Below are 17,349 nucleotides of genomic sequence, written 5' to 3'. Positions count from 1 at the left end.
GTATAAATTAGTGCATTAAAAGAATTAAATTATGTTCCATTTTGAATTGGAGGGATAATATTGAATGAAATCATTCGCTCGACTGATTCTTTTATGGTAAAAGTTCCAACAGGAGAGGTAGTATTAAGAGATGATCGAATAAAAAAGGAATGGAAAGTTCAAGTTAAACCATTTCTTCTTGCAAAATATGCTGTAACGATGGAAGTATATGATGCTATTACGAATAATACATCAAATATATTCAAAGATAATAATAAACCAGTTGTAAATATCTCATGGAATGATGCAATTGCGTTTTGTAATTTACTTTCAAAAAAAGCGGGATTAAAAGAGTATTATTCTATTAGTGATGACGATCAAATTGTTAGTTGTAACTTAGATTCAAACGGCTACCGATTACCTTCTGAAGCAGAGTGGCAATATGCGTGTAAGGCAGGAACTACTGGATACATATATGGAGAGCTTAAAGAGATTGCTTGGTATAATGAAAATTCAGATGGACATATTCATGAGGTCGGTAAAAAAGAACCGAATGCATGGGGATTATATGATATGTTGGGGAACGTTTGGGAATGGTGCTATGATTTGTATGATGAAAAAGTGTACGGATCGTACCGAATTTTCCGAGGCGGTAGCTGGGCTGAAGAAGCGAGAGGTTGCGGTGCTACTTGTCGCCGCCGTAGCCATCCTACATTTCATATAGATGATCTTGGTTTTAGGCTTGCTAGGTCCATTTAGAAGGAGAATAAAAGATAGGAGTACGGAAAGTGTCTGTACTCCTAATGACAACATAGAAATCATTTAACCTAAGGAGTGTTTACATTGGCACGTGTTTTATTCATTAACGCTGGATCAGAAGGTCATATTAATCCAACCATTAAAGTTGTAGAAGAACTAATTTCCCGCGGTGAAGAGGTAGTTTATTTTTCAATAGAAGCTTTCAGGGAGCGTATTGAAAAAACAGGGGCTACTGTACGAACAATTGACGACCAAAAGTTTATAAAAGCTTTTCTTTCCGGTGGTCGAAATTATTTACCAGAAAGAATAAATGGTCTTTTACATACAGCAGATGTTATTATACCGAGTGTTCTTGAACAAATTGAAGGAGAACATTTTGATTACATCATTCACGATTCTATGTTTGGCTGTGGACATCTAATTGCTCAAATTCTTAAGCTGCCAGCAATTAATTCATGTACATCTTTTGCGCAGGATGAAAAATCATTCACAATAATGTTAGAACATCTTTCGAAAAATATCCGAGATGAATCTATTGAAAAAATTAAAAATGATTATCAAAACTTAACAATAGGAATTAAAGAAAAATATGGTGTTGAAATTAAATCACCTTATGAAGTTTTCTGTAATCCTGCATCACTTACAATTGTTTATACAACTAGGGAGTTCCAACCTTTTGGAGAAACTTTTGATGAATCATATAAATTTGTAGGACCATCTATTTCTACACAATTAAGAAAAGAAAACTTCGATTTTACTACAATCGAAGGGAAAAGTCTCATTTATATTTCACTAGGTACGGTTTTTAACGAGTCCATTACTTTCTATAAACTTTGTTTTAAAGCGTTTGAGAATACCGATTATACTATTGTTATGTCTATCGGTGAAAAGACTAAAATAAGTGATTTAGGTGAGATTCCTAAAAACTTCATTGTGAAAAATTATGTTCCACAAATTGAGGTACTTACATATACAAAATTATTTATTACACACGGTGGAATGAATAGTACACATGAAGGACTTTATAATGGGGTGCCACTAATTGTAATTCCGCAAAGTGCAGATCAGCCAGTAATCGCGAATCAAGTGGAGAATCTCGGGGCAGGAGTTACATTACAAATGCAAGGATTAACGGAGACTCAACTACGTGAAAGTGTAGCGCTTGTTTTAGGACAATCATCGTTTAAAGAAACTGCTTTAAAGATGAAGGAGTCTTTCCGGAAAACAGGTGGGGATATGCAAGCTGTTGATGAGATTTTTGTATGTATAGGTCGGTAGTGAACTGAAAAATATGCAAGTTTAATACAAAAATTAAAAATCCATTACAGTAAAGAATATGATAAGTTTCATGAAACAAACGAATAGGACACAAAAGGGTATTATATGAACCTGCAGTATGGATTCATATAATACCCTTTTTATCACGCCAATTCCTTCATCATAAGTATGTGCGGAATTCCATCTTCCATAAATACATCAGAAGAAGTTTGATAGCCTAATTTTTCATAAAATCCTGCAGCTTGTGTTTGACCGTGTAGTCTCACTTTGTTTGCTTCTTTGTTACGAGCAATCTCTTCTAACTTTTGAATGATTACTTTTCCTAATCCGTATTTGCGATAGTCTTTTAAAATACAAATTCGTTCTAGTTTACCCATTCCGTCAATGAATCGTATACGGCCAGTTCCTACAGGAAGTTCATTATAATAAACTAATATATGTTTGCATGTCTCGCCAATTTGGTCATATGTATCGAATTCATCCTCAAGAGGGACACCTTGCTCTTTTACGAATACTTCTTTTCGAATGTAAAAGGCAGTTTCTAAATCAGTAAGTTCTGTTATGAGTTTGGATTGCAAATTGTTCAGCCCTTTCTAGTGTGATATGAATGTGTTTTCATAGTATATCATACTGTAATGTTATACTATGAAAAATAAAAAACTGACTTGCAAAAGTCAGCCTTTAAAATGGTTAATATTCTTTTATCCCGTTTTTTGTTCCGATGATCGCTTTGTTCGTCATATTGATAAATAATCCTGTTTCAACTACACCGGTAATCATCTTTAACCCTGTATGTGTGTCATTTGGATTCAATATTTTGTTTGGAAAAATACAATCAATAATTAAATTGCCGTTATCAGTTATAAATGGTCCGCCATCTTTCATACGTAAACGTGTTTCGTATCCTAAAGATTGAACTCTCTTTTCAGTTTGCTTCCAAGAGAAGGGGATGATTTCAATAGGAAGTGGAAAGGCACCTAAGTGTGAAACGAGTTTGGATTCATCTGCAATAATAATAAGTTCTTTAGAGGAGGTGGCAACAATTTTTTCGCGAAGTAATGCACCACCGCCACCTTTTATTAATTGTAAATCATTATTGATTTCATCTGCTCCATCGATTGTGAGATCGAGTATATCGGCTTCATTTAAAGAGATTAACGGAATAGATAGTTGTTTTGCTAATGCTTCAGTTTCTTTTGATGTCGGTACAGCTTGAATAGATAACCCTTCTTTTACATGTTGACCTAACTTTTGTATTGTCCAATATACAGTTGAACCCGTACCAACTCCAACCTTCATACCATCTTTTACAAAGCCAGCAGCATATTCACCGGCTAGCTGTTTTAAATTCATCATTTTACTCCGCCGGACGTGGTCCAGCATCTAAACCGGAATTTTCAACTGTAAGTATAGGGCGAACAGTAATATCTTTATGTACACGCATTTGGCACGATAATCGTAAGTGGTCTTCAATTCCTTTTTCCGTAATAGCTTGTTTTTCATCATTTGTAGCCTCACAAAAATCACCTGCAATGACTTCAACTCGGCAAGTTGTACATCTTGCTTTGCCACCGCAACGATGAAGAATGTGTACACCGTTATCTTCAAGTGCTAATACTAGTTTTGTCCCTTCCTCAACATCAAAAGTTCCGGTACCTTCAACTGTTAATTTTGGCAAATTGATTCCTCCTCATGTAAAATGCTATATAACATATTTATGACCCGTATTCATGAACATAAACATAAAATTTATTATAAGCCCCGTAACTTTTTTATTTGTTCAATCGTTTAATAAGTAAGCGCTGAAAAGGAGTGGTTATTTTGTGCACAAAAGTAACTCAGGTTTTAAAGGATCATATCGATATGAATCATTCAAATATAAATTTATTGATTGAACATTATGCAGAGGTAAAAAGGTACTGTACGTTTTTGACGAAGAATAAATGGGATGGGGAAGACCTTGCCCAAGAAGCAATTTGCAAAGTTCTTCAAAAGTATAGTGAGAAGAAAATTTGTATAACGCTTCTGTATAAAATTGCTCGAAATCAATGGTTAGATCAAATGAAATCAAAATCCGTTCAAGAAAAGTTAGAACAGCAAAATACATTTGAAGAACCACATGAAAAAATTGCAGATTTGCATGAAATGGTAGGGAAAGTATTATCTTCGTTAAATGTGCAACAATCCGTAATTTTATTATTAAAGGATGTTTTTCAATATAGTATCGCGGATATTGCTAAAGTATGTTCGGTATCAGAAGGTGCAGTGAAAGCATCGTTATTTAGGAGTAGAAATAGGCTGAAAACGGTAAGTGAAGAAGGGATTGAAATAGTGGAGTACACGGATGATGTTGAAATCGTTGTAACTTCTATTCGTGAAGAAAGACCTGAATTGTTGACGAAACTTCTCCCAACAATAGATTTCACTAAGTTACCATCAATACAACCGGTGTTATTCTTCAGTATGAAAAAACCTTCTTCTTACAGTTGTATGCTTAGTGCGGCATAAAATAGATGGAGGGATTTAATATGAATGCAATTCCTTACGTAGTAGAACAAACGAAATTAGGAGAACGCTCCTATGATATATATTCAAGATTATTAAAAGACCGAATTATTATGATTGGTTCAGAAATTAACGATCAAGTTGCAAGCAGTGTAGTAGCACAATTATTATTTTTAGAAGCGGAAGATGCAGAAAAAGATATATTCCTGTATATCAATAGTCCGGGCGGTTCAACGACAGCGGGATTTGCAATATTAGATACGATGAACCTTATTAAACCAGATGTGCAAACACTTTGTATGGGCTTTGCGGCATCATTTGGTGCGCTTTTACTATTAGCTGGCGCAAAGGGAAAAAGATTTGCGCTCCCTAACAGTGAAATCATGATTCATCAACCGCTCGGTGGTGTAAAAGGGCAAGCAACGGAGATTGAAATTACAGCAAAAAGAATATTAAAGTTAAAACATGATATTAACAAAATCATATCTGATCGAACAGGGCAACCAGTAGAAAAGGTAGCTCATGATACAGAAAGAGATTATTTTATGACGGCAGAAGAAGCGAAGGAATATGGAATTGTTGATGCAGTTATTGAGAAAAAATAACATGAAACAGGCTAGAGAATATGATAAATTCCCTAGCCTGTTTTTGTCATTCTTTTACCCATTCATCAACTAAAGCTTGATTTTTTTTAATCCATTTTCGCGCGGCTTCTTCCGGATCTTTCGTTTTATTTAGCATGACCATTAAAGTACCTAGTTGTTCATCGTTCATTTTCCATTGATCAAAGTATTTCACAATATCCGGATGATCTTTTTCGAAACCTTTACGAACGGAGTAATAAATGTCATCTTTTTCACCATATACTTTCTTAGGGTCTTTTAAATATTTTAAGTCAAATTCTGAAAAGCCCCAATGAGGATTCCAAAGCGTAACAGCGATTGGTTTCTTTTTCGTATATGCCTTCTTTAGTTCGCTCATCATCGCAGCTTCTGAAGATTGGACAAGTTTGAGTTTTATATCATATTCTTTCATTGCTTTATTCGTTAAATTCATAAGGCTACTGCCAGGTTCAATCCCGACGATTTTATTATCTAGCTCATCTTTATGAGCGTTTAAATCTTCGATGCTGTTTATGTTTTTCACATAAGAAGGGACGACTAAACCAAGTCCAGTGCCTTCATACCATTTTGATTTTAAGACAATGTCATCTTTATAACGATCATTTAATGGTTGATCAGTAACTGGAAGCCATACTTCTAAATTTGCATCGACATCACCACGTGCGACTCCAGTCCAAATCGCAGCTTTTTCTAAATACATGAGCTCAACTTTGTAGCCTTTTTCTTCTAATAAAACTTTCCACATGTTTGCGGTTGCGATATTTTCTTTCCAACTTGTTACACCTATTTTAATTTTCCCTTTCGAATTTGCATTTGTTGCATTACATGAAGTGAAAATCATAGTAATAAATAATGCAAGGCATATAAGCCATATTTTCTTTTTCATCGAAACCCTCCTAAGAAACGTTTGCCTTTTTAAATAAATGTATAAGTAAGCATTCTTATTATGAACGGAAACGAGAATTTTAAAGAAAGCTTATGAATGTCATTTTTATGTAATATTTCTTTGCAAAATCGCAACACTATGTAAATAGATGGGCAGAAAAGGAGTAGTGACATGGATAATACAAAGGTACGTGTTGAAAATGTAACAAAAGTATTTGGGAAACATCCGCAACGAGCGCTTACCTTATTAAAAGAAGGAAAAAGCAAATCCGAAATTTTAAAGGAGACAGGAATGAACGTTGGTGTGAAAAAGGCAACGTTTGAAGTATACACTGGAGAAATTTTTGTTATTATGGGTTTATCTGGTAGTGGGAAATCTACATTGGTTCGAATGCTAAATCAATTAATTAAACCGACAGCGGGGCATATATACATAGATGGTGAAGATATCGCAACGATGGGAAAAGAAGAGTTGCGAAGAGTAAGAAGAACGAAGATGAGCATGGTGTTTCAAAAGTTCGCTTTATTTCCGCACCGTACAGTGATACAAAACGTTGCGTACGGGTTAGAAATTCAAGGAGTTCCAGTAGAGGAAAGAGAAAATAAGGCGTTAGAATCGCTACAGTTAGTAGGGCTAGATCATCATAAAGATAATTACCCAAGTCAACTTAGTGGTGGTATGCAGCAGCGTGTTGGAATCGCAAGGGCACTAACGAATAATCCAGATGTATTACTAATGGACGAGTCATTTAGTGCATTAGATCCACTAATTCGAAAAGAAATGCAAGATGAATTGTTAGAGTTACAAGATAAAATGGAAAAAACAATTATATTTATTACACACGATTTAGATGAAGCGCTTCGCATTGGAGATCGTATCGCATTAATGAAAGATGGAGAAATCGTTCAAATTGGAACGCCGGAAGAAATTATGATGAGTCCTGCCAATGAATTTGTAGAGAAATTCGTGGCGGACGTGAATTTAGGAAAAGTAATTACGGCGGAATCTATATTAAAACGACCGGAGACTTTATTAATTGATCGTGGACCACGTGTAGCACTTCAAATTATGAGGAATGCAGGTGTTTCTACCGTATATGTTGTAAACAAAAAGTATGAGTTTTTAGGTATATTAACTGCGGATGATGCAAGTAAAGCAGTACAAAAACAGTGGCCGATTGCTGATTTATTACTTAACGATATTCCGCATGTGTATTTAGAAACTTTACTGGAAGAAACGTATGCAAAAATGGCGGAGATGAAATATCCGTTACCCGTAATTGATGAGAAGAAAAGGCTAAGAGGAATTATTAAACGTGAAAGTGTCATTCAGGCTCTTGCAGGAAACATTGAGGAAGAGGTGAAAGACGATGAATAGTATACCGCGTATTCCATTAGGGGAATGGGTCGATTCATTTGTTGCAAGTTTATATGAGCACTTTGAAGGCTTGTTCCGAGGATTCTCCTATATTATCGGTGGATTTGTTGATTTACTCACTAATTTTTTAACAATAATACCAGCCATATTGATGATTATTCTCCTATGTTTCCTCATTTGGTACACAACGAGAAAATTATCTTTAGTCATTTTTACGCTCATCGGATTATTATTTATTTTAAATATTAACTATTGGGCACAAACGATGCAAACATTAGCGCTCGTACTTACTTCAGTTATTATTTCAATTATAGTCGGAATTCCAATTGGCATTTTAGCATCTCAAAACGAGCGCTTTTCAAAATTTTTAAAACCGACATTAGATTTTATGCAAACAATGCCAGCATTCGTCTATCTCATTCCCGCGATAACATTTTTTGGGGTAGGCGTCGTACCAGGCATTATCGCTTCCGTTATTTTTGCTATGCCACCGACAATCAGATTTACAGACTTAGGAATTAGACAAGTTCCAGAAGATTTAATTGAAGCTGCGAATGCGTTTGGCTCTACCGCATCACAAAAATTATTTAAAGTACAATTACCACTCGCAACCGGAACGATCATGGCTGGAGTGAATCAAAGTATTATGCTTTCGTTATCAATGGTTGTAACAGCTTCACTTGTAGGAGCGCCAGGACTTGGCGTCGATGTATATCGCTCTGTAACACAAGTAAATATCGGAATGGGATTTGAAGCGGGACTAGCTATCGTCGTGATTGCGATTATATTAGACCGAATTACGCAAGGGTTTCATACAAAAAGAAAATAATTCAAAAAACACACTTTATACAACAAAGTGTGTTTTTTTGAATTCGAATTACATCCGAACAATAACAGAACCTCCAGCTGGTGCACAAACTTGGTTTTGCTGTTGTTCCATTGATTTTATTAAATGATTATTTTCTTCGATTAAAGAGATCAATTTAGCTAATTGGCTTTCAAGGCTTGCGATGCGCTGCATCATGTATTGCGAATCATAATGCAGTGTATTCCTTGGGGTATGGGGTGAGTAAACATATTGTTGATTTAAATTTGGATTCCAATGAGGATGCATTTGAATCGTTCCTCCTTAAATGAATTACGAATCTTTCTTATAGTAAATGCCTATGTATATTTAATGGTTACTCGAAAATTTTTTCATAATAAGAGGAGTATGTACGGAAAATGGAAAAGTAATATATTTAAAGTTTAAAGTACATTTTTTGGAAATATTCAAGTGGAATAGCGAATATATTAGGATATTACCACGTTTATGTAAATAGATATTATATAGGGAGAAATGATGGGAGGAGATGCAATTTTGTCTGAAAATAAAAAAAGAAATGATGCTATGACAATTGGTGTCGCTATAGGTGTTGTAATTGGTGTAATTCCTGGTGTATTTACTGATAATATAGCAATCGGAATAGCGATTGGGATTGCAGTTGGAATGGGGATTACGCTTTTGAAGAAATAATGAGTTGTAAACTTTTAAAATGAAATTTGTTTAAATCGTATCATATAAATTTAATAGAAAAAATGTGGGTTTAAGAGATTGAATTTTCGGAATACAAAACCTATTTTTCCTTTTTTTGTGATATTATATATGAAAAGGATGGTGATGGATATGCCAATAAACAATCAAGCAGAAAAAAACTGCTTCATTTGTGAAAAACATAAAGGGAACATTACAGTTCCAGGTGGTGCTATTTATGAAGATGATCTCATATACGTTGGACATGTCCATTGGGATGCAGAAGAAACATACCTTGGCTATGTAATGATAGATATAAAGAGACATGTACCTGGCCTTGCTGAACTAACAGATGAAGAAGCGAAAGCGTTCGGACTTATAACAAGTAGAGTAAGTAAAGCACTTAAAGAAAGCGAAGGTGCAGAACATATTTACAGTTTCGTTTCAGGTAATGGTGTACCACATTTGCATATGCACATTATTCCGCGTTATCCGAATACACCAAAAGAGTTTTGGTCACCAACTGAAGTAGCGAAATGGACTGGCGCACCATATGGTGACTCAGAGAAAATCAAAAAACTATGCGAAAGAATACGAAAGTATATGGTAAATGAGTATGCATACAACAAATAATACACAATATTCATGGGTTGGAAGTAGGGAAATGTGTTTAGACGAAGTTTCAGTAAAGCAATATGGTGATATCGTACTTGGTAAATACGGCGGGAATATAAGTGCCGGAGCAAAAAAGAATGAAGACGGTGCATTAGTTTGGTCAAATGGTGATTGGGAATTCGCTGTTATATTAGATGGACATAATAGTGCAGATAGTGTTGATTTAGTAGTAAATACAATCCAAAAAGAATATGAAAATATAAAAGCGATTATGAAAGAATCAATTGAAACCGTATTTCGATCTGTTGAAAATTATATACTTACGATTTTTCAATCCCCCTCATTTAAAGAAAAGTGCGAAAGAGTAAAAGGTGAAACTGCTTGCTTAATATGCGTAAGAAAAGAAAATTACATATGGTGGCTTTCCATAGGTGATTGCTTGGTTTATGTATTTCATGAAGAGTTACATAAATTAGGACAATATACATTGAATCAACGCCACTTTTACGAATGGATTGGTAATGTAAATACATTTAATTTACCCGTTCCTTGCTATTCGTCAGGAATTCGTGAACTACGTACTGGAAAGAATCGAATTGTAATGGTGACAGATGGAGTATTAGAATGCGGGGAACGCCGTTATGAAACTTCATTAAATCTTTATAATGATATGAATGGAAATAATGTAGAGCTTAAAGAACATGTTCACAATGTTTTAGAACACGTTCATTATCAATTCGGACGAGATAGTGCGACAATTATTAGTTGGGATATTGAAAATAAAGGAAATGCTACGTATCCGAGTGATCAGCCGGAGAAAATCTAAACGATAAGGTAAAGGAGGCGATCTCTCTATTGCATGTGAAAGTAATTGTATTAGTTTTATGGATCATATTCTTATTTTTCTTAGAAAATATAGTGAGAAAAAGGCTAAATATACCGAAACAAAAAGGATGGAATAATAAATATGTAAATAAGCTGCATAAATGGGGAAACAGAATTATTATTTTTTCTTATATAGTGGTTATAATTATATGCTCTTCTCTTTCAAATCCCCTATATATGGGCTTTCTACCTTTTTTGTTTTTAATTACGTTATATAGTTTCGAATCATATATGGAATGGAAATATGACCGAGAATCGAGGGAGTTTTTGATGTCCTTAGGCGGGGCTGTATCACTAATGATAACGGGGATAATTCTATATTTCCTTATTTAATATGTATTGATTACGAAACTATGGCAATATCATATAATGAGCAATTATAGGGAGAGAAGAAATGAAAAGTCTTCGATTACGCGCTGAAGCAATGATTTTAAATGAAGATCATCCTAAAGCGCCTGTTCAATGTGATGAGAATGAATCATTTTATCCCGCATTAACGGGCAGTAAGACTCCCACCTCAAAAAATCGGCTGGTGCAAAGAAGTTAGGTGGGAGATCAACTGCCCGTAAACGCCCGATTGGTTCAACTAATAATCATTGGTGGGGAACAAAACCCCCACTGATTAAAGTTTCACTTTACCGTTTTTCAGGTGGCTCTATTGAGTTTGGTGAGACGGCACAAGAAGCAATAATACGGGAGTTGATGGAAGAATATGATTTGAAAGTTGATGTTCAAGAGTTAGCAATTGTAAGTGAGAATATTTTTGAGTGGAAAAACGAAAAAGGACATCACTGTACATTGCTACATCGGGGAACTGTTGAAGAGATCATTACAAATGAAATACGGCATAAAGATCATGAGGATATTATATTAACTTGGAAAAGTCTAGAAGAATTAAAGGAGAAACCAACATATCCTGAAGGAATCTTAAGTTATTTAGAAGAGAATAACCGTAATAACGTCCACTTTATTTTTAATAATTCAATGAAGTAATAGGAGGAATGGTAATGGGAACTTCTACTTTTTGGATTATAAGTATTGTTTTTTGTATAGCTGTCTATTTTTTGATAAGTTTTTAAGAAAAAAATTGAATATGCCTAAGATAGGTTTTTGGGGCTATAAAAAACATGTAAATAGTTTACATAAAAAATTGGAAATAGGATTACTTTTTATTTATTTAATAACTAGTTTTATTTTTATCTTTAAATTCGAAAGTGTTAATATTGCTTATGTCATTTTCACTTATTTAGGTGGTACGTTGATCTTGAGAGCATGGATGGAATGGAAGTATGATAGAGAATCGAAAGATTATATATTTTCACTAATTGGAGTATTTACATTTGTTTTTATGACTTCGATGCTATTTTACTTCGTTCCACCTGCTGCATAACGATATAATTATTGATGTAAGAAGTATAAGGGGATGGATTAGGTTGGATTTAAACGTGATTTTAGAATGGATTCATGAAAAATGTGAAGATCAATCACTTATAATAATAGGTATCGATGGTACGATTAATGAGATAACTAATTGATAAGCAACCATTTATCTATGTGTAAATGGTTGCTTATCATGTGTATGAAGTTTGGCCCTCGTAATTTAATCATTGATTTTAGTCAATATGGATTTAATGAAATTTGTTTTATCTTCTGCATACTTATGTTTATCATTAGGATTAGCTTTTGAAAGTTGAATCTTTAACTGTTCATACTGCATACGAGAAGTTTTATTGTCTATTAAGTAATATCTGAATTTTAATTGTTCCATTAAATATTTATTCCCTTGTTCATACATATGAATTTGATGAGTTCTTGGCTCACCTTTATTGAAATAATACCTTTCGGGTAATACATCTTTTCTATATTTATAATTTAATTGTTCTAGGTTTGTAATACATTTTAGATCACTTTTGAAATCTCTTAATTCAATCGCAATATCAATAATAGGTTTTGCGCTTAAATGCGGGATGGAAGTACTTCCAATATGGTGTATCGCTAAAATATATTTTCCAATTTGTTCCTCAATTAATTGTTTTTCTTTTGAAAACTCAAATTCCCACTCTTCGGACCACGGAACTAAAAACACTTTACCATAGGGTAAACCTAGCATTTAATTAGCACCCCTTACATATTTTTTCAATAAAGTTACTTACATCTTCTTAAAACTCCTCAAAACAAGAAACTCCCACAATCTCCATGGAAGAATTTTCTTCGCAAAGATCATAAATTTGACACCTTTTCCAATTGGATATCTTAATGTAGTACGTTTCGCTTCGGCAATTTCAACGATTTTATTGGCAACATCTATCGGATTACCAAATGTATTGCTGCCGCTATTAATATGTTTTTGTATTTTATCCATATATTCTTTGTAAGGAGAGGTTGTATCAGATTGGTTTTCAGCTAATTGTTTACCAACTTCCCATATGTTCGTGTTATAAGAACCAGGTTCAAGTAAGGCAACGTCTATTCCGAAAGGTTTTACTTCTAAGCGAAGCGATTCACTCCAGCCTTCTAATGCATATTTTGAAGAAACGTAAGGGGATAAACCAGGAAATCCAACTTGGCCACTAATACTGCTTATATTAATGATTTTTCCACTTTTCTGCTTTCTCATATATGGTAAGACAAGTTGAGTGATTGAAATAGCTCCAAAAAGGTTCGTTTCAAATTGTTTACGGTATTCCTCTACTGGAATTTCTTCTACAAAGCCTCCAGTTGCATATCCTGCATTATTAATGAGAAGGTCTACTCTATTCATGTCTTTTAAAAATAATTGAAAGTTATGTATAGAACTTTGATCTGTTACATCTAATTGTTGAACTTTTATGTTTTGCTGTAAGTTGAGTTTAGTAGCTTGAGATATTAAGTCTACTTGTTTTTCAAGATTTCGCATTGTAGCAATGACAAAATAGTCTTTTTTCGCAAGTTCAAGTGTCGTTAATAGTCCGAATCCACTTGATGCCCCTGTAATAACCGCGATTTTTTTATTCATTGGTCGCTCGCTTTCTTTTTCTTTTATCATAACGAGTTATGGGGATAAAATCTATTTATTGTATAAAGATATTTGTTATAATTGAAAATGATTATCAATTAATTTTAGTTTTTACATAAAAGGAGGGTGGATTTCATGGAGACTAACGGTTTTCATGATATTTTTCATAAATATTTTCATGGTTTACAAGTTGTAGAGGAAAGACATATGAATATGCCCAAAACAATAGGTAAGGGTGAAATACGAAGATGGACTTCGTTTTCAGGAATGGAAATTGTGTTATCAAATTATCAATTTCATAAAAATCATTGCATCCAGTTTGCATCTGATGCAGCAATGGTGGAGCTTAATTTTTGTTTACAAGGGTTCGGAGAAGTGCAAGTTGGTCATTCCTCGTATGAATTAATGACTGGAAATAGCTATTTATATTTTATGAATGATTTTGATGTATTATTTGAATATGAAAAAGAAACGACTCTATATTCATTAGCGATTGGTATTCCTGTACCATTGTTTAATCATTTCATGACGAATAATGCTATTGAAAAAAGTCTTGATTTTCATTCTATATTAGGAAATCAATCTTTTAAAAAGTTTCAAAATCCAATTGATTCTATAACATCTAATCGTATTAAGAGAATGATAGAGCATCCCCAAAAGGATCGTATTAATCAACTAGAAATAGAAAGTAAAGCGCTCGAATTGCTTTCTATACATTTTGGGAGAGTGTTGCTTAATGATTGTGACGCCAATAAAAGGAGTCAATTATCAAAAAAGGATTTGAATAAAATAAAACAGGCTGAAGAAATTTTACTTCAACGAATGGAATCACCCCCATCATTATTAGAATTGGCTAAAATAGTAGGATTAAATGATTATAAATTAAAAATTGGGTTTAAAGAATTATTTGGGATGTCCACATTTACATATTTACGAGAAAAACGTATGGAACATGCGATAGATTTACTGCGTTCGGGAAATAGTAATGTGACCGAAACGGCATTTGCAGTTGGATACAATAATGTCAGTCATTTTTCAGAGTTATTTCGTAAAAAATATGGAATGAATCCATCAAAATTTTTACGTATTTATTAACGTAAAACAGGAATAATCCGCTATACCGTAAACTCCTCCGTCATTTGGTAGTTGCTTTTTGTAATGGTCATTATAATTACAATCAACATCCAATTGGAAATAACTTTTTATGGAGGGATTTAAATGAAAGAGCAGAAGGAGCGTCATTTTTGGATATTTGTATTAACAGGAATGTTTCTTATTATAACAACGACGGGTTTTGCACGTATGGCATATGGAATTATATTGCCGTTTATGCAAGAAGGACTCCATTTATCTACAGCTCAATCAGGTATGCTAGGAACGATACTCTTTTTAGGCTATTTATTAACAGTCGGAACATCTGGAATACTCACCATTCATTTTGGAGCAAAATCAGTTTTATTAATAGGGAGTTGGCTCGTCGTTGTAAGTTTAATAGGATTAGCATTTGTTCCTTCAGTTTGGATAGCTGCTATTTTTATGCTATGTGCTGGAGCTGGAAGTGCTCTTGTATATACACCACTCATGTCAATAACAGTAGGATGGTTTCCAGAAAAAAGAGGAACTGCAATGGGGCTGTTATTAAGCGGTGCTGGCATAGGCATGCTATTTAGTGGAATAATTGTTCCTTATATAGTACGTACATTTCCAGAGTATAGTTGGCGTGGTTCATGGCTTTTGTTTGGCGTTATTACATGTATTGTTGTATTCGTTTCCTCAATTGTTTTGAAAAATCCAGAAGTTACTGAAGATGAGGGGGAAAGGAATAATAAGTCGTTTTTATGGAAAACGAAAGAGCTATACATCATTGCATGGATGTATTTTATTGTTGGAGTTGTTTATTTAATTCCAAATTTATATCAAACTAGTTTTATGATTGATAATGGTATTTCGGCATCAATTTCGGGAACTGTTTATGCGATTGCAGGTATGTTTTCAATCGTAGGAGCTCCTGTCTGGGGATTGATTTCGGATCGGATTGGTATAAAGAAGACGTTATGTATTGCACTTTTATTAGCTGTAATAGGTGATATGATTCCAATTATATTTGGACATATCATTGGCTTTATCATGTCGGCAATTATTTGGGGTTCCAGCCTCGGAGGTATCCTTTTATTAATTCAAGTTGCTGCTTCAAAGCAAGTATCTCCGAAATATGTCTCAATGGCAATTAGTTTTATATCCGTTTTCTATGCAGTTGGTCAAATGATTGGACCAGGACTTGCAGGATGGATTATCGGGGAAAGTGGTTATACAACAGCTTATGGATTAGGTGCTTTCGGTTTCTTTATGTGCATATGTTTGGGATTGAGGCTAAAAAGAGGGGATTTTGCAAACTCAGCGTATATAGAGAAGTGAGTATTGTCTTGAAATGAATCTTTTTAACGGGGGGAAGTAAAATGTTCCATGTTAAAGATGTTTTAGCAGATCAGTTATTAGCAAATGCGAATGATCCTAGTTGGTATATTCCGTTTTCAGATGCAGTTAAGGATTTATCTGAGAGAGAAGCTTTCTGGAAACCGAATGAAGAGAGTAATAGTATAGCTGAAATTGTACAACATTTACTGTATTGGAACTCGACGTGGCAAACAAGGTATAAAGAATCAAATGTTAATGCCGTGCCCGCTATTGGTGATAATAACAAAAGTTTTATGCTATCAGATAATCAAACATTTGAAGAGTTAAGAGAAAAACTATTAGAGAAACTGTTACAATGGCAAAATCTCATAAATGAAGACAAGGTTGAAAGTGATGTAATTGGATTTCCTGTATCTGCGAAGTGGTGGGAAGTATTAGCTAATGTAACAACTCATAATGCGTATCATATTGGTCAAATTATTTACATTCGGAAATTACAGAAGAGTTTTGATAGTGAATAGTGTAATGGTTCTCTAATTTATCTGAAGCAATTCATGAAGCATTATTGTAGGCCGTAAGACATGCTGTGCACGCTTGAAGGTAGAAAGACCAGTCTAAAATGACTGGTCTTTCTACTATCTAATAATATTTAAGTAGCAATTTGTGTGAAACTATATAAAAATGTAGTTCCAACTATTCAATTGAAATGCCCTGTTACTATTTGATTTCAATTGCTGAAGTAATATCGTTCCAATCCGCAGCTAAATTAGCAGTTTGACCATACCAATCAGAGTGTCTAAAGGAGACACCTTTTCCATATCCTTGAGTTGAAGAATGTTCCCATAGCGTTGTTGAATAACTTGCAGAAGGTGAAGCTGTACTTACAGAAGAAATTCTGTCGTTCCAGCTAGAAGGTAGGTTTTTAAAGCCGCTGCTCCAATAAATATACTGTCCACCTTTATTTTGATGCTCATAAAAATCGGTACTACCAGCACCACTACCTAAGGGGTTAATTTGATTTTTAAGTGCCTTTTTATCCTTTTCAATAAAAGCATTCAATGTTTCTCTGCTAGTAAAGCCATAAGCTAACCAATCTCCATTTTCATTTTGCTTAGGTAGTACCATAGTAATTTGGATGTCTTTTTTTGATTGATCGCTTAGTTTTGTGAATGAATTAACATTCTTTTCATCAACTTTTAAATAATCAAATGATTTAATTGTATTATCTTTTTCTGCAGCACTTACTACACCTAATCCTCCAGTTAATGCAAAACCTGCTACTAATGTCCCTGCTACTAATTTCTTCAACATATAACCATCCCTTTTTTTGTTTAGATTTTTGTACAGGAAAATCTTGTACTAGTAAAATGTAATCTAGTTTTATAATTTTGTAAATATTCTGAAGTTTTAGAAATAATAGGCGGAATATTTGCAGTTTTACATTTTTTCTTTAGAAAAAATGGTTATTGGAATGATATAATAAATAAATATATTGCTTTTCTTGGATGTTAAAATATTT

General features: G+C 33.9%; 21 protein-coding genes and 2 pseudogenes. 15 read left to right on the top strand and 8 right to left on the bottom strand.

Translation table 11 applies throughout. The features are described from left to right. Positions 1 to 93: 93 nt before the first annotated feature. Positions 94 to 738 (top strand): formylglycine-generating enzyme family protein, encoded by a 645-nt coding sequence (locus MHI07_RS12965; RefSeq protein WP_435868777.1) that lies wholly within the window; start codon positions 94 to 96, stop codon positions 736 to 738. A gap of 84 nt (positions 739 to 822) precedes the next feature. After that, positions 823 to 2,016, top strand: a complete 1,194-nt coding sequence (locus MHI07_RS12960) for a macrolide family glycosyltransferase (protein ID WP_340824203.1) — start codon at positions 823 to 825, stop codon at positions 2,014 to 2,016. Between the two features lie 143 nt (positions 2,017 to 2,159). On the opposite strand, the gene MHI07_RS12955 is transcribed toward MHI07_RS12960, so the two are convergent. The 3 genes from MHI07_RS12955 to MHI07_RS12945 form a co-directional block, all read right to left on the bottom strand. Continuing rightward, positions 2,160 to 2,594 (bottom strand): GNAT family N-acetyltransferase, encoded by a 435-nt coding sequence (locus MHI07_RS12955; protein ID WP_215578690.1) that lies wholly within the window; start codon positions 2,592 to 2,594, stop codon positions 2,160 to 2,162. A 112-nt stretch (positions 2,595 to 2,706) separates the two neighbouring features. After that, entirely contained in the window at positions 2,707 to 3,369 is a 663-nt protein-coding gene (gene rpiA / locus MHI07_RS12950; RefSeq protein WP_340824200.1) for a ribose 5-phosphate isomerase A, read from the bottom strand. 4 nt (positions 3,370 to 3,373) lie between these two features. Then, complete coding sequence (locus tag MHI07_RS12945; protein ID WP_002110280.1) at positions 3,374 to 3,694, bottom strand: 2Fe-2S iron-sulfur cluster-binding protein; 321 nt, start codon at positions 3,692 to 3,694, stop codon at positions 3,374 to 3,376. A 143-nt stretch (positions 3,695 to 3,837) separates the two neighbouring features. Here MHI07_RS12945 and MHI07_RS12940 point away from each other — a divergent pair, with 143 nt between their 5' ends. Both MHI07_RS12940 and clpP read left to right on the top strand, forming a co-directional pair. Then, positions 3,838 to 4,524: an RNA polymerase subunit sigma-70 gene (locus tag MHI07_RS12940; RefSeq protein WP_002161519.1), complete on the top strand. Its 687-nt coding sequence runs from the start codon at positions 3,838 to 3,840 to the stop codon at positions 4,522 to 4,524. Between the two features lie 20 nt (positions 4,525 to 4,544). Then, positions 4,545 to 5,126: an ATP-dependent Clp endopeptidase proteolytic subunit ClpP gene (gene clpP / locus MHI07_RS12935; protein ID WP_016105067.1), complete on the top strand. Its 582-nt coding sequence runs from the start codon at positions 4,545 to 4,547 to the stop codon at positions 5,124 to 5,126. Between the two features lie 46 nt (positions 5,127 to 5,172). Here clpP and MHI07_RS12930 read toward each other — a convergent pair whose 3' ends face one another. Then, positions 5,173 to 6,030, bottom strand: coding sequence for a glycine betaine ABC transporter substrate-binding protein (locus tag MHI07_RS12930; RefSeq protein WP_016105066.1), 858 nt, complete (start codon positions 6,028 to 6,030; stop codon positions 5,173 to 5,175). 171 nt (positions 6,031 to 6,201) lie between these two features. Between MHI07_RS12930 and MHI07_RS12925 the strand changes: the two genes are divergently transcribed. Next, a complete protein-coding gene (locus MHI07_RS12925; protein WP_340824194.1) occupies positions 6,202 to 7,407 on the top strand; it encodes a quaternary amine ABC transporter ATP-binding protein in 1,206 nt (401 codons plus the stop codon). After that, positions 7,400 to 8,236, top strand: a complete 837-nt coding sequence (locus MHI07_RS12920) for an ABC transporter permease (RefSeq protein ID WP_215578688.1) — start codon at positions 7,400 to 7,402, stop codon at positions 8,234 to 8,236. The genes MHI07_RS12925 and MHI07_RS12920 overlap by 8 nt, the downstream gene beginning before the upstream one ends. 48 nt (positions 8,237 to 8,284) lie before the next feature. On the opposite strand, the gene MHI07_RS12915 is transcribed toward MHI07_RS12920, so the two are convergent. Beyond that, on the bottom strand, positions 8,285 to 8,521 hold the full coding sequence (locus MHI07_RS12915; RefSeq protein ID WP_016105064.1) for a hypothetical protein: 237 nt from the start codon (positions 8,519 to 8,521) through the stop codon (positions 8,285 to 8,287). A 228-nt stretch (positions 8,522 to 8,749) separates the two neighbouring features. On the opposite strand from MHI07_RS12915, the gene MHI07_RS12910 reads away from it, so the two are divergent. The 6 genes and pseudogenes from MHI07_RS12910 to MHI07_RS12880 all read left to right on the top strand — a co-directional run bounded on the left by MHI07_RS12910 (position 8,750) and on the right by MHI07_RS12880 (position 11,810). Beyond that, positions 8,750 to 8,923 (top strand): septum formation initiator, encoded by a 174-nt coding sequence (locus MHI07_RS12910; protein ID WP_340824188.1) that lies wholly within the window; start codon positions 8,750 to 8,752, stop codon positions 8,921 to 8,923. Between the two features lie 129 nt (positions 8,924 to 9,052). Further along, positions 9,053 to 9,553: an HIT family protein gene (locus MHI07_RS12905; protein WP_215578686.1), complete on the top strand. Its 501-nt coding sequence runs from the start codon at positions 9,053 to 9,055 to the stop codon at positions 9,551 to 9,553. Next, the gene (locus tag MHI07_RS12900) at positions 9,537 to 10,361 is read left to right on the top strand and encodes a PP2C family serine/threonine-protein phosphatase (protein WP_340826899.1); all 825 of its coding nucleotides are present in this window, start codon (positions 9,537 to 9,539) and stop codon (positions 10,359 to 10,361) included. Before MHI07_RS12905 ends, MHI07_RS12900 begins: the two co-directional genes overlap by 17 nt. A gap of 29 nt (positions 10,362 to 10,390) precedes the next feature. Continuing rightward, positions 10,391 to 10,753: a DUF4181 domain-containing protein gene (locus MHI07_RS12895; RefSeq protein ID WP_131230266.1), complete on the top strand. Its 363-nt coding sequence runs from the start codon at positions 10,391 to 10,393 to the stop codon at positions 10,751 to 10,753. Between the two features lie 61 nt (positions 10,754 to 10,814). Beyond that, positions 10,815 to 11,413: pseudogene (locus MHI07_RS29385) on the top strand (NUDIX domain-containing protein). Between the two features lie 14 nt (positions 11,414 to 11,427). Continuing rightward, positions 11,428 to 11,810 (top strand): annotated as a pseudogene (locus tag MHI07_RS12880) (DUF4181 domain-containing protein). Between the two features lie 210 nt (positions 11,811 to 12,020). On the opposite strand, the gene MHI07_RS12875 reads toward MHI07_RS12880, so the two are convergent. After that, a complete protein-coding gene (locus MHI07_RS12875) occupies positions 12,021 to 12,530 on the bottom strand; it encodes a GrpB family protein (protein ID WP_340824183.1) in 510 nt (169 codons plus the stop codon). Between the two features lie 39 nt (positions 12,531 to 12,569). Continuing rightward, complete coding sequence (locus MHI07_RS12870) at positions 12,570 to 13,415, bottom strand: oxidoreductase (RefSeq protein ID WP_340824181.1); 846 nt, start codon at positions 13,413 to 13,415, stop codon at positions 12,570 to 12,572. Between the two features lie 135 nt (positions 13,416 to 13,550). Here MHI07_RS12870 and MHI07_RS12865 point away from each other — a divergent pair, with 135 nt between their 5' ends. The 3 genes from MHI07_RS12865 to MHI07_RS12855 all read left to right on the top strand — a co-directional run bounded on the left by MHI07_RS12865 (position 13,551) and on the right by MHI07_RS12855 (position 16,351). Then, on the top strand, positions 13,551 to 14,510 hold the full coding sequence (locus MHI07_RS12865) for a helix-turn-helix domain-containing protein (RefSeq protein WP_340824179.1): 960 nt from the start codon (positions 13,551 to 13,553) through the stop codon (positions 14,508 to 14,510). A gap of 123 nt (positions 14,511 to 14,633) precedes the next feature. After that, positions 14,634 to 15,830 carry an MFS transporter gene (locus MHI07_RS12860; RefSeq protein ID WP_088078688.1) on the top strand — a complete coding sequence of 399 codons (1,197 nt, stop codon included), beginning with the start codon at positions 14,634 to 14,636 and terminating at the stop codon, positions 15,828 to 15,830. Between the two features lie 41 nt (positions 15,831 to 15,871). Then, positions 15,872 to 16,351 (top strand): DinB family protein, encoded by a 480-nt coding sequence (locus MHI07_RS12855; protein ID WP_002110268.1) that lies wholly within the window; start codon positions 15,872 to 15,874, stop codon positions 16,349 to 16,351. A 196-nt stretch (positions 16,352 to 16,547) separates the two neighbouring features. Here the strand turns inward: MHI07_RS12855 and MHI07_RS12850 are convergent, their stop codons facing one another. After that, on the bottom strand, positions 16,548 to 17,141 hold the full coding sequence (locus tag MHI07_RS12850) for a hypothetical protein (RefSeq protein WP_000914462.1): 594 nt from the start codon (positions 17,139 to 17,141) through the stop codon (positions 16,548 to 16,550). Between the last annotated feature and the right edge of the window lie 208 nt (positions 17,142 to 17,349).

This window comes from Bacillus sp. FSL H8-0545 (assembly GCF_038006105.1).
GTDB lineage: Bacteria > Bacillota > Bacilli > Bacillales > Bacillaceae_G > Bacillus_A > Bacillus_A cereus_U.
The sequence above is the reverse complement of the archived record's forward strand: the minus strand, read 5'-3'. Positions and strand labels throughout refer to the sequence as shown.